The following is a 12,111-nucleotide window of genomic DNA, read 5'->3' on the forward strand; positions in this document are numbered from 1 at the left end:
CTGCCCAAAAGTGCCAGTGTAGTGGTTGTGTTTCTAACCCAATGGGCCGCTGAGCACCGGGAGGCGGTTTTTTAAAACTTCCTTCTCCCACTCCAAACGCCGAACCTGATCTTCTAGATTTTGTATGCGTTTCTGCTCAGGAGTCATGGCCTTGCTGCGTGATGGTATTGTACCGCAACGCTCACTGCGCAACTGCTCTACCCAACGACGTAAGGCTGCCGGACCTACGCCCATGGATTTTCTGATCTCGGGCATTGAATAGCCTTGATCCAGAACCAGGCCGGCTGCTGCAAGTTTAAAATCTGCAAGAAATGATCTTCTGGTCACGTAAACACCTCATTGCAGGGCGAAGCTTAAAGCCCTATCGGGGGTGTCCAGAATCATTGAGCCACTGCAGGCTGCCTCTGCTGTAGCCCTGCCGGAACAGTAATCGCCACAGACACCTTTGCCGCTAAACAACTTTTGTTTGATGGTTTTAGGGGGACAGGAAGACAAGCAGACGATCCTGCGTATGCTGAAGCCTTGAACACGAACGATTTCAATGATGGCGCACTATACTAACGGGGAGCCAGATGCTGCCTATGAGAAGAACCGCACCGGGAAAAGCAGTAAAGTATTTTGATAAATTTTTACCGCTACCGACCCTAAAGAAAAAAAACGAAACGAACATCTGGATTGTGGGATAATACAAAAACAACTCCATATTGCGTCCAAAACTACGAGTAAGAGTGGGTACGGCGAATTGACACAGAGTATAGCACCAGAAACAACAGTGAAATTATCATTAATAGTACCCGTTTTTAACGAAGCCGAAACAGTATCCTTATTTATTAATTCGATATCAACCGTATTTGACAAGGAGCCTCTTGTTGATCTCGAAATCCTCTTCATTAACGACGGAAGCACCGATGACACACTACTCCGCCTGCTCGAACTACAGAGCATAGACAATCGAATCCAAATAATTGAACTTAGTAGAAACTTTGGGAAAGAAGCAGCCCTTACGGCAGGACTGCAAATATGCAGCGGTCAAATAATTGTCCCCATTGATGTTGATCTACAGGACCCACCACAACTGATCCCTGCCATGATTACCAAATGGCGAGAGGGATATGAAGTTGTACTTGGCCGTAGGATCGACAGAGATTCAGATTCTTGGGCCAAGCGCTCCTCGGCGAACTTGTTTTATCGCATCCACAACAAGATGACCAGCTCGAAAATACCGGAAAATGTGGGTGACTTCCGCCTGATGGATAAGTGCGTAGTGGAGGCAATTAAAGAACTTCCTGAATCAAGACGCTTTATGAAAGGGCTATTTGCATGGGTAGGCTTCAAAACAACCTATATCAACTACTCTAGGCCTCAGCGCTCTGCAGGAACAAGCAAGTTTAACGGCTGGAAGCTTTGGAACTTTGCTCTAGAAGGGATCACCAGCTTCAGCACAGACCCTCTTAAAATATGGACATATCTCGGATTGACGTTCTCCGCAATCTCATTCCTATTCGCGATTTTTATAGCGTTAAAAGTCATTATTCATGGCGCTGATGTTCCGGGGTACGCTTCCATCATGGTCGCAGTCACTTTTTTGGGCGGACTACAATTAATCGGCATCGGCATACTAGGCGAGTATCTCGGCAGAACATATATAGAGTCGAAAAGACGCCCCGTCTTCATCATTCGTCAAATTTATAGAGGCAAGCGCTGACTTATGGACCTTAAAGAAACAGAAATTCTTGGCGATGATATTAGTGACCATTGGTATTACAACTCAAAAGCAAAAGCCGTGAAAAAATTCCTCAGCAAAACACCAGCTAATAGAATCCTAGATGTTGGCGCAGGCTCAGGTTTTTTCTCAAAATACTTGCTTAAAAACACTGCAGCTAAGGAAGCATGGTGCATTGACATTAGCTATGAACATGAAACGGACGAGACCTACGCGGAGAAACCGATATTCCTGCGAAAAACCGTAGACTCAATCGATGCCGAGTTAGTTATGCTCATGGACGTGCTTGAGCATGTTGACGATGATATTGGCCTCTTGAAGGAATACGTCGAGAAAGTCCCCAAAGGAACTCAGTTTTTGATAACCGTACCCGCATTTCAATTTCTATGGAGTGGACACGACGATTTTCTGGAACACAAACGCCGCTATACCTTGCAGCAACTTGAGGTAGTTGTAAGCGCATGTGGATTGGACTTGAAAAAAAGCGCATACTTTTTCGGGTGCGTCTTCCCCATCGCTGCCGCCCTTCGACTGGCTGACCGCCATAAATCGAAAGACAGAGCGCGAAAATCGCAACTGACACAACATAGCCACTTGATCAACTCCATCATGAAAGGCATCTGCACAATTGAACTATCCTTTATGGCTTTTAACCGGATCGCCGGTCTTTCGGTATTTTGCGTTGCGCAAAAAAGATAGATGAAAGAATTTTCTCAATATATCTACGGGGGTGAGGAGGGGAACAGCGGGGTGACTGGCAAAAATTATACAAAAAAAAGGGTGCTCCGCTTTTGCGCTACGGGCCTGCTTACAACCACACTACATGTATTTATCGTCTGGATTATGGTGGGTTTATTTCTGAATTCACCGCCATTATCAAATGGCGTTGCATTTATCATCGCCACCATGGCGTCCTATACAATCAACACCCAGTGGAGCTTCTCTCAACCACTACAGAGACACACATTTTATAAATTCATTTGCGTATCAATGGTGGGCTTTTTCACTTCTGTAGGCATAGCTTGGGCCGCACAAAAGCTTGAAATGAATTATCTATTAGGTTTAGTCGGAGTGATTTTAATCGTCCCTACACTTACGTTTGTACTGCACAGTATCTGGACATACCCTAGCACAATCAAGCGAGACGAAAAAAGCTGAGTATAAAAATGGCTGACCTTTCCGTTACTTCGCTTGACCGAGCTCAGCGCGAGGAGCTCACTACTATTCAAGTCGGTCGCGCCCATGACCTCAGCCTGCAAAACATTACATGCTTGATGTGAACACGCCTGGTGTGTGATCGAGCTTCTCGCTGACGTCTTCGCCGATGCGCTGAAGCTGGCAGCCGCACGCACACTGGGGGTTTTCTGGCTCATAACGGATAACGGTGCGCGGAAACTGCGGCGGCAAGGCTGCACGCTTGGGCTGTTGACGCGGTTCAGCCGTCGCAGCAGCCGGGTTAAGCGCCTTCAACTCAGCCTCGATAGCCGCAATGTCAGCAATAAGCAGGTCGTCGAGCAAGCTGCCCTGATCAGGCCTCAGTTGCTCGCTGCGCTTGGCGAACTTGTGCCGTTTAAGCAGTGCGATTTTGTGGCTGGGCTGCTCGATGACGGTTTGGTCGCGGTGGATTTTTTTGCCCATTGTGTCGACCTGCGATAGCAACTGCGCAGCGAGTACACGCAGTTGCTCGGAGGTCATTTGAGCGAGGTTGGGCGAGGAAGTCATGCCGTAGATTTTACCAAGACAGAGCATTGGCGGCAGTACGCCAGGAGCTAATTACAACGTTTTAAAGCAACGTGATCGCACCATTAGCCCCGACGCATTGCCAAGGCAGACCGAGCACCAAAGCTTAAAGTTGCTCGGCCCCAACTCCATCTCCGAGCCATGGCGAATACCTGGCCAGTAAAGCTTACCTGGGTTTAACCGGCGCGGCGATTGGCAAACAGGTAAACGCAGTGCGGCTTCGCCGCACCGAACACTGCCACCACTCATGCCAACGCGGTTTCGGTGCCGGCGCGCATATCCATGGGCTCGGTGGCGAGCCAGATGGCGTCGATGCGAATCATCGCAGCAGGTCTCGCTCGAACGCGGAACACGCGGCGGCATGTTCTGCCGGCCAACTGACAACAACAGCGCCTTTTTGGTGTGGCACCTCGATTCGTATCGTGGCGGGCATGGTCAGATGGGCCGGCGACGGCGCTGATGTCTTGACCGGGATAAAGGCGGTTTGCAGAGTCAGGTTTTTCTGCGCATACAGCCGAATCCATTTATGAACGAGATTAGCATTGAGGTTGTGGGTCAAGGCGACATTGGCAATCGAGATGTCGGACTGCGCGCACTCGGCAATGACTTGGGCCTTGAAGGACTTGGAATAGGTACGGCGTTCTTGTTGCATGAGCGTCCTCTTAAAAAGGCTAAAAATGGTGTCCACCTAAGTTAAGGTGACACCATCGCCTTAGACGACGCTATCAGGTAGGTGTGCTGGCCGGACGCTTACACGCCAAAACCGAAAAAGCACGTATCGCAGCAAGCTTTTATTTTACTGGTGCAGAGGCAGAAGTCGAATCTGCGGCTTTCGCTTACGAGTGCGCCGCTCTTCCGACTGAGCTACACCGGCAAGCTCTTCTTAAATGGCGCAACCCACCAACTGGCGCACAACTCAAGCGTACACCCCAAACCAATTGCAGACATACGACTCACTGCTTGTGCAATGCAGTGAGTCGTATACATAGAACGTTGCTTACTTGCTGGGCAACTCGATACGGTCTTCGTGGATCACGATGCGCCCCTGCTTGTACAGACCGCCAATGGCTTTCTTGAAGTTGCCTTTACTGACTCGAAACAGCCCGGCAATTTCTTCCGGCGAGCTTTTGTCATTTACCTTGAGTACGCCGCCATGCTCACGCAACGTGGCCAAGATCTGCTCGCCCAAGCTACTGGCCGCTTCTTGACCAACCGGCTGCAGGCTGAGGCTGATCTTGCCGTCGGCGCGCACTTCCTTGATAAAGCCTTTTTCCTGCATACCGCCGCGCATGAACTTGAACAGCTCATTTTTATGGATCAGGCCCCAGTGCTTACCGTTGATAATGGCCTTGAAACCCATGTCAGTAGGTTCAACCACCAGCAGGTCAACTTCTTGGCCCGCCACGTAATTCGCCGGCACGATATCCAGATAACGATCCAAGCGCGCGGTCGCGGTTATACGCTTGCTGCGCTTATCGAGAAATACGTGGACCACACAATAATCGCCCACCTGCAGCGGACGCTTTTCTTCGGAGTGCGGCAGCAATAAATCTTTCGGCAAACCCCAATTAAGGAAGAGGCCCACCCGGTTTATATCCACAACTTTCAAACTGGCAAAACCACCCACCTGGACTTTTGGCGTTTCAGTGGTGGCAATCAATTTGTCTTCACTGTCCAGGTAAATAAAGACGTTTAACCAGTCTTCCACTTCACTTGGGGTATCGCTCGGGATATAGCGTTTAGGCAATAAAATTTCGCCATCCGCGCCGCCGTCCAGGTACAGGCCGAAGTCGGTGTGCTTCACGACCTGCAAACTATTCATTCGTCCAATTACAGCCATGATGCCCTACCCTCATTACCAGGCCGGCATTCTAGCCGAATCGCCCTTGGATTTCTCGGCCTACCGGCCATCTCGACTGATCTACCTGACCCGCACACGAGCAATTCGACCAGCGGATAAATACTCAGAAAACCTGACACGCGCATCCGCAATCCACTGCCGAGCGCTTTTAAAACAATTACTTACTGACATACCGGACAATTACCTAAGCGACTCATCAAATAATTTCGTCGCATATATTTACATTCGGCCTTTATTTATCAAGAAATTGTCAAGTATTTCGAGTATCATGCGCGGCCAAATTAATTTTTAAATAGGTTAATGGCCGTCATGCGCGTAAAAGCATCCAACAGTAAACCCAAGCCGGCTCCAGCCGTGGAAACCAGCGCCTCGATCGACGCCCAGATCGAAGCCTTTCTGAAATCCGGCGGGGAAATTCAGAAAATTGCCAAAGGCGTCAGCGGCCAGGTGTATGGCACGACCAAGCAGATCACCATCGGCAAAAAGTAACACCCCTCTGGCCATGCAGCGTTTTGCTCGCAATGATAAGGCGCTGGCCAGCGCATAAACCACTTTCACCACCCCTCTTCCAACACAGTTGTTTTGCCCTTTTGCGCACCGCCCTCTGGCGCTTAGCACAACCTTGTTTCAGAATCATGTCAGCCCGCATTTTGCGGCTGATTCGGCATTGCCGTTGCTGAACAATGGCAATAGCCCCAGGAGTACCCGTGCGCGTTACCTGCAAGTGGCTGCGACACCCTTCCAGCAGCCTGTTCACCCTCAGTTTATTGTTACTGATCTTGCCACTGTGCAGCCGCTATGCCCTGGGCTGGTCAAACGCTTATGGCTACCTGTCTGACCTGGCAATCGGCAGCGTGTTGCTGATTGCCCTGCATCAACGGTCCTGGTTGCTGAGCCTTCCCCTGCTGCTGGCCTGGGGCATCTTTACCCTGAGCACGGCCGAGTTGGTTATCGCCGTGGGACGCATGCCAGAACCCGCTGACTTGCATTACCTGAGTGACGCTCAATTTATCAGTCACTCGACCCAGGGCGGCGGTTTGAGTCAACCCTTATTGGGTCTAGCTTTGGCTCTGCTGCTAGCGCTCTACTTGGGCCTGCGCACCTGGCAAACACCATCCCGCGCCGCGCCACTTTCGCCGGCCTGGCTATTGTTGCCCCTCTCACTGTTTACCGCGCACAGCATTGGTCAGCAGTACAGACCCAGCGAAGCAGACCAATGGCTGCAGTTCAACCTGCCCCACAAACTCTTGGCGGAAAGCAGCAATAGCGGGCAACAGTATCTGGCTGACTGGCTGGCGGGGGATGAACCCAGTAGCCCACCGGACATCAGTGGCCTAAACCAACTCGACCTGAGCGGTACGCCCCTGCTTAAGCAGGCTGGCAGCGCTCGCAACGTGCTGATTATTACCCTGGAAGGTGTCACCGGCGCCTACTTGCAAGCCAGCCGCCAGGCCATCGGCAGCAGCTATACCCAAGATCCGATGCCACGCCTAAGCCAGTGGGCAGAGCGCGGCATGCTCACCACCGATTACGTATTACACGGCCACCAAACCATTCGCGGCCTCTACGCCATGCTCTGCGGCGATTACAACAAGCTCGACTCTGGCACGCCAAAAGGCGTCGAGCTGCTCAATAACGCCGCGCGCAGCGCGCAGTGCCTGCCTGCACAATTACGTGAACGCGGCCTCAGCACCCATTTCCTCCAAGGGGCCGGCCTGCGCTTTATGGCCAAGGACCAGATCATGCCGCAGATGGGTTTCGACAAGACCCTCGGCCGTGACTGGTTCAAGAATAAGCCTTATATCGAATTCCCCTGGGGTATGGACGACAAGGCCTACTTCGAAGGCGCCCTGGGCTACGTGCAGCAACTGCGTAAAAAGCGTCAGCCCTGGATGCTCACGCTGTTGACAGTGGGCACTCACCAACCCTATTCCGCACCTCAGGCATACCTAGACCGCCAGCCTAATGCCAAGCTGGCCGCGATTGCCTACCTGGACGATGCCGTCGCCGACTTCCTCACCGCCCTAGACAAACAAGGCGTGATGAAAGACACCCTGGTGATTGTCACCTCGGACGAATCCCACGGGCTGGAAAACGTGCGGCTTGCTTCTGCGTGGGGGTTTAACCTGCTGTTAGCACCCGAGCAAGCAAAGCTGCCTGCGCGCAAGCAAGGTGTTTACGGCCACGTTGACCTGACCGCATCGGTACTCGACTACTTCGCCTTCCCGGTACCGGCCACTATTGCCGGGCGCTCGCTGCTGCGCGATTACACCACTGGCCGCGAGATCATCTCCTACACCAACGGCCTACTGCGCCAGCATGACGGCCAGGGCACGCTGACCGAGTGCGACTTCCAGAATATTTGCCGGCGTTACGCCAGCCCTGGCTTTATTGCTGACAGCGCGCGCTATCTGGGCCGCTTCAGCGGCAAACCTGCACGCCTGATCAGCCAGCGTGCAGGTTTGCTCGACCAGTCCCTCAGCAACGGCCAGGCTGAACAACGCTACCAATTTGCCAACACACGCCCCATCAAACTCAAACCCAACGCCAGCGATGACTGGGCAGACAACTTGGTGGGCGCGCAGTACCTAACCCTGGGAGCCGACACCCAAACGACGGTAACCCTTAAAATTCGTGCCCTGCACATGAATAAACAGGGCGCCACGCTGCAATTGAAAACCAAGGAATACGACCGCAACGTAGACCTCGCAATCCCAGCGTTACCGCTATTGACCCGTGATCAGCCTGTCGAAATCAGCTTCACCTTCGACAACCCGGCAGCGCGCAAGGCGTTTTCCTTCCACCTGCTCGGCCAGGGCCAGGGCGCCATCGAAATTGTCGATTTCAGCGTCAGCAGCACACCGCTGGAGGCAGCGGCAAAGCTACTGGCCGCACAAGAAGGCCTCGACGCAGTGGCCCCCACCCCATAAGCGGTATTGCACTGATGGTCAGGCGCGGTCGTCAGTGCATGGCGTAGCGGCGTTCAATAGCGGTGTACTCGCCACTTTCGCGAAGGGCCGCCAGGCCCTGATTGAAACGTTCGCAGTCGACCTGCTCACGGCAACCCAGCTTGTAGTCTGTGGCGGCAAAAATTGGATAAAGCGTTAGCGGCTGCGTCACATCGACCTGGGTGTAAACCTCACGATTGAAGTAACGCAGGATGCGCATATCCGTCACCACCACCTCAACCCGCCCGCTATAGAGCATGCGATTGCGCGCAATCTGATAGGCCTCCTCGCGGTAGTGCGGGTTGGCTTCGGTCATGGCTTGGTATTCGCTACCCAGAATAAAACGTGCTCGCTGAAAAGCATTCACCGAGAACTGCGCCAGATCACTGATGCGCTGAATATCCAAATTTCTTGAGCGCAAGGCCACAGCGACATTCTGATAGCGGATATAGACATCCGAATAAAAGATAGCGCCACCGCTGCGCTCATTAGTGGTGGCAATAACGTCGATCTGGCCTTTGCGTAGCATCCGATTGAGACGCTCCATCGGCGCATAATGCGCCTCGGGCGTCATGCCGCCGCGCCGTGCCGCGCTCATCACGATGTCGTACTCCAGCCCACGAGCTTCATTCTCGAAGATATAAGGCGGCTTGTGCGTACCAAAGCCGACGCGCAAGTTTTGCGCCGATGACGCCAGGCTGCACGCTAAGAGAAAAAAGACCCACACCCACTTCATGGCCATACCCAACTTGAACCAGCACCCAGCATAGCCGGCTATGCCCCCGCTCTGCACCGCTGTATCACTGAGATCGATTAATCCGAATTAGTCGCCTGGGGCACGCACAGAGCTAGACTCCTCCCACCCGAGTTAGTTCATGCACACTGGAGAGCCTTCATGCTTAAAGCCGAATACCAACAACGCGGCCCGCAACCTCATGACGTGATTGCCGCTGTCGAGCTGAAACTGCCGGAACCTGGCGCAGGCCAAGTGCGCGTCAAAGTGCTGGCCGCCCCCATCAACCCTTCCGATGTACTCACCCTTACCGGTGAGTACGGCATGCTGCCACCGCTACCCGCAATCGGCGGTAACGAGGGCGTCGGTCGGGTCGAGGCGTTAGGAGCCGAGGTCGGCAACCTGAAGGCCGGGCAAATGGTGTTGCTCCCTGTGGGTTGCGGCACATGGGTCAGCCATTTGAATGCACCCGCCAATAAGCTCATCCCCCTGCCGGAAGCCGATCCTCAGCAACTGGCGATGATGACCGTCAACCCGCCCACCGCCTCGTTGATGCTCAGTGAGTTCGTCGATCTCAAACCCGGTGACTGGGTAATTCAGAATGCCGCCAACTCAGGCGTTGGCAGCTACCTGATCCAACTGGCGAAGCTTCGCGGTTTCAAGACCATCAACGTGGTGCGCCGTGAGTCGGCCGTTGCAGGCGTTGAGGCTGAAGGTGGCGACGTGGTGCTGGTCGACGGCCCAGACCTGGCCAAGCGCGTACGCGCCGCCACAGAGGGTGCAGGCGTGCGTTTAGGGATCGATGCGGTGGGCGGCGAAGCCACCGATCATCTGGCAGCCAGCCTGTGCGAGGGGGGTGTATTGGTCAATTACGGCATGATGAGCCGCCAGCCGTGTCAGGTGTCGCCATCGTCCTTCGTCTTCCGCGATGTCAGCCTGCGCGGCTTTTGGTTGGCAAAATGGTTCCAGAACGCCAGCCAGGCCGAGCAGATGAAGGTCTTTGGTGAGCTGGTACAGCTGATTGCCAGCGGCAAGCTACACACCCGTGTGGCGGCTACCTATGACGTTAGCGAGATCAAGCAAGCGGTAGCGGCCGCCGCCAGCGGTGAGCGCGATGGCAAAATCTTGATCGTACCGAAGTAAGTCTTAGCCTGACGACGGCGGGTTACCCGCCGTCGTCAGCCACAGCACCAGTCCCGCCAGGGCCAGATGCAGCAGCACGATCAACCAGAACACCAGTTGGTAACTCAACTTTCGGTTCTTGTGACGAATCAAACGTTGCGCCAGCAAACCGCCTGGCCAGCCACCTAACACCTCGTATAGATGCAGGCGCGCCTCGGGCGTGCGTTGCAGGCCCTTAATCGCAAACTGTTTGTCACGGTAGTAGGCGAAAAAGCAGATCAGGCTCATCAGCCCGTAGACAGCCGCCAGTAACGGCAACGCCTCAACACCCAGCAAAAGCGGTTGCAGACGCTCGTGCCAGAGCGCTGCGATGCCCTGCAGTAGCGGTGGGTAATCGGCGTAATGGCTGACACTTAAGGCCAGGTTACTGTGCGCGATGCTGCAGGGCTGATCGGTGTAAAGCACTACACCGTCAGGCTGCATACATTTCTGCACCGCTGCTTGGGCCTGCGCGGCAATAAACAGCGCAGCAAGCCAGCATAGCCAACGCCCCATCGCGTTACTCGGCGGCTGGCGCGCGGCGCTTCAAAGGAGCCAGGCCGTCTTGACTGACCAAGGCTGGCGCATCGGCCTTGGGCTTGTTGATGGTGTTGCGCTTGCTCGGCGCTTTGGCGGCCGGCTTTTTCGCAACAATCTTCTTGCCTGTTTTCGGATCGATTTTCTTTTTCTTCGGCCCGACTGCTTTGCCAGAAGCCTTGAGGTTTTTCGGGCCCTGATAGATGCCCTTGATGTCCTTGATATTGCGGCGCTCGAAACGCTGTTTGAGGTAGCGCTCGATACTCGACATCAGCGCCCAGTCGTTATGGCAGATCAGCGAGATCGCCAGACCTTCGGCGCCCGCACGGCCGGTACGGCCAATACGGTGTACATATTCGTCGCCGGAGCGCGGCATATCGAAGTTGATCACCAGATCCAAGCCGTCGACATCCAGGCCGCGCGCCGCCACATCGGTGGCGACCAGAATCTTTACAGCGCCCTGCTTGAGACGGTCGATGGCCAGCTTGCGATCCTTCTGGTCCTTCTCACCGTGCAGCACGAAGACCTTGTATTCCTTGGCCACCAACTTGCCGTATAGACGATCAGCCTGGACCCGGGTGTTGGTGAAGATGATCGCCTTCTCGTAGGTTTCGTTGGCCAGCAGCCAGTCGACCAGACGCTCTTTATGATGGTTGTGGTCGGCGGTGATGATCTGCTGACGGGTGCCCTCATTAAGCTGGTTAACCTTGTTGACCTGCAAATGCTCAGGCTCTTTCAGCACTTTGCCGACCACTTCACGCAAACCGGCACCGCCACTGGTGGCGGAGAACAGCAGGGTTTGGCGGTCGGCATTGCACAGCTCGGACAACCGCTGCACATCATCGGTGAACCCCATGTCGAGCATGCGGTCAGCTTCGTCGAGCACCAGCACCTCAACTTCATTGAGCAGCAGATTGCCGGCGTTAGCGTGTTCAATAAGGCGACCCGGCGTGCCGATCAGAATGTCCACACGGCGCAGCATGGCCGCCTGTACTTTGAAGTCCTCACCACCGGTGATCAGCCCGGCCTTGAGGAAGGTGAACTGGGCAAACCGCTCGACTTCCTTAAGGGTTTGCTGCGCCAGCTCACGGGTCGGCAACAGGATCATCGCGCGAACACTCATGCGCGGCGAAGAAGCGCCATCGCCAAGCAAGCGATTGAGCATCGGCAATACGAAAGCCGCCGTTTTGCCGCTACCGGTTTGCGCGGTAACCCGCAGGTCTTTGCCTTGCAACGCCAGCGGAATGGCCGCTAATTGCACCGGGGTGGGCTCGACAAAATTCAGCGCAGCCACGGCTTTAAGCAGGCGTTCATGCAGGGCGAATTGGGAAAACACGGGTATACCTCGACAAAAATCAGCAAATCAGCTGCATAGATTACCGGTTCTGCCGGCTAAAAGCCCGAACGG

10 protein-coding genes and 3 pseudogenes are annotated in these 12,111 nt (G+C 54.2%); 6 read left to right on the plus strand and 7 right to left on the minus strand.

The features are described 5' to 3' along the window. Positions 1–45 precede the first annotated feature (45 nt). Positions 46–327 (minus strand): annotated as a pseudogene (locus D8779_RS01680) (transposase); the annotation flags it as partial. 445 nt (positions 328–772) lie between these two features. Between D8779_RS01680 and D8779_RS01685 the strand changes: the two are divergent. From D8779_RS01685 to D8779_RS01695, 3 genes are read left to right on the plus strand one after another with little or no spacing between them, the layout of a single operon-like run. Further along, positions 773–1,705 carry a glycosyltransferase family 2 protein gene (locus D8779_RS01685; protein WP_240789666.1) on the plus strand — a complete coding sequence of 311 codons (933 nt, stop codon included), beginning with the start codon at positions 773–775 and terminating at the stop codon, positions 1,703–1,705. Between the two features lie 3 nt (positions 1,706–1,708). Further along, entirely contained in the window at positions 1,709–2,422 is a 714-nt protein-coding gene (locus tag D8779_RS01690) for a class I SAM-dependent methyltransferase (RefSeq protein WP_136662739.1), read from the plus strand. After that, positions 2,423–2,881, plus strand: a complete 459-nt coding sequence (locus D8779_RS01695; protein ID WP_136662740.1) for a GtrA family protein — start codon at positions 2,423–2,425, stop codon at positions 2,879–2,881. Between the two features lie 117 nt (positions 2,882–2,998). Here D8779_RS01695 and D8779_RS01700 read toward each other — a convergent pair. The 3 genes and pseudogenes from D8779_RS01700 to D8779_RS01710 all read right to left on the minus strand — a co-directional run. After that, positions 2,999–3,445: pseudogene (locus tag D8779_RS01700) on the minus strand (IS66 family transposase); the annotation flags it as partial. Positions 3,446–3,782: 337 nt separating this feature from the next. Continuing rightward, entirely contained in the window at positions 3,783–4,115 is a 333-nt protein-coding gene (tnpA, locus tag D8779_RS01705) for an IS66-like element accessory protein TnpA (protein ID WP_136662741.1), read from the minus strand. 345 nt (positions 4,116–4,460) lie between these two features. Continuing rightward, positions 4,461–5,303: a CvfB family protein gene (locus D8779_RS01710; RefSeq protein WP_136662742.1), complete on the minus strand. Its 843-nt coding sequence runs from the start codon at positions 5,301–5,303 to the stop codon at positions 4,461–4,463. A gap of 321 nt (positions 5,304–5,624) precedes the next feature. Here D8779_RS01710 and D8779_RS01715 point away from each other — a divergent pair, with 321 nt between their 5' ends. Together D8779_RS01715 and D8779_RS01720 are read left to right on the plus strand one after the other, a co-directional pair. Continuing rightward, positions 5,625–5,813 carry a hypothetical protein gene (locus tag D8779_RS01715; RefSeq protein WP_205895771.1) on the plus strand — a complete coding sequence of 63 codons (189 nt, stop codon included), beginning with the start codon at positions 5,625–5,627 and terminating at the stop codon, positions 5,811–5,813. Between the two features lie 218 nt (positions 5,814–6,031). Next, positions 6,032–8,254 (plus strand): LTA synthase family protein, encoded by a 2,223-nt coding sequence (locus tag D8779_RS01720; RefSeq protein ID WP_240789667.1) that lies wholly within the window; start codon positions 6,032–6,034, stop codon positions 8,252–8,254. Positions 8,255–8,285: 31 nt separating this feature from the next. On the opposite strand, the gene D8779_RS01725 is transcribed toward D8779_RS01720, so the two are convergent. Further along, positions 8,286–9,008, minus strand: a complete 723-nt coding sequence (locus D8779_RS01725; protein ID WP_136662745.1) for a substrate-binding periplasmic protein — start codon at positions 9,006–9,008, stop codon at positions 8,286–8,288. A gap of 159 nt (positions 9,009–9,167) precedes the next feature. Between D8779_RS01725 and D8779_RS01730 the strand changes: the two genes are divergently transcribed. Further along, positions 9,168–10,148 carry a zinc-dependent alcohol dehydrogenase family protein gene (locus tag D8779_RS01730; protein WP_136662746.1) on the plus strand — a complete coding sequence of 327 codons (981 nt, stop codon included), beginning with the start codon at positions 9,168–9,170 and terminating at the stop codon, positions 10,146–10,148. A 3-nt stretch (positions 10,149–10,151) separates the two neighbouring features. Here D8779_RS01730 and D8779_RS20725 read toward each other — a convergent pair. Together D8779_RS20725 and D8779_RS01740 are read right to left on the minus strand one after the other, a co-directional pair. Then, a pseudogene (locus D8779_RS20725) lies at positions 10,152–10,442 on the minus strand (DUF1294 domain-containing protein); the annotation flags it as partial. 244 nt (positions 10,443–10,686) lie between these two features. Further along, positions 10,687–12,039, minus strand: coding sequence for a DEAD/DEAH box helicase (locus D8779_RS01740; RefSeq protein WP_136662748.1), 1,353 nt, complete (start codon positions 12,037–12,039; stop codon positions 10,687–10,689). Between the last annotated feature and the right edge of the window lie 72 nt (positions 12,040–12,111).

The organism is Pseudomonas leptonychotis, assembly GCF_004920405.1.
Taxonomy (GTDB): Bacteria; Pseudomonadota; Gammaproteobacteria; order Pseudomonadales; family Pseudomonadaceae; genus Aquipseudomonas; species Aquipseudomonas leptonychotis.

Coding starts and splice junctions, on each gene's coding strand:
- D8779_RS01725 (WP_136662745.1), bottom strand. CDS start 9,008: ATGAAGTGGGTGTGGGTCTTTTTTCTCTTAGCGTGCAGCCTGGCGTCA.
- D8779_RS01690 (WP_136662739.1), top strand. CDS start 1,709: ATGGACCTTAAAGAAACAGAAATTCTTGGCGATGATATTAGTGACCAT.
- tnpA (WP_136662741.1), bottom strand. CDS start 4,115: ATGCAACAAGAACGCCGTACCTATTCCAAGTCCTTCAAGGCCCAAGTC.
- D8779_RS01730 (WP_136662746.1), top strand. CDS start 9,168: ATGCTTAAAGCCGAATACCAACAACGCGGCCCGCAACCTCATGACGTG.
- D8779_RS01710 (WP_136662742.1), bottom strand. CDS start 5,303: ATGGCTGTAATTGGACGAATGAATAGTTTGCAGGTCGTGAAGCACACC.
- D8779_RS01695 (WP_136662740.1), top strand. CDS start 2,423: ATGAAAGAATTTTCTCAATATATCTACGGGGGTGAGGAGGGGAACAGC.
- D8779_RS01715 (WP_205895771.1), top strand. CDS start 5,625: ATGGCCGTCATGCGCGTAAAAGCATCCAACAGTAAACCCAAGCCGGCT.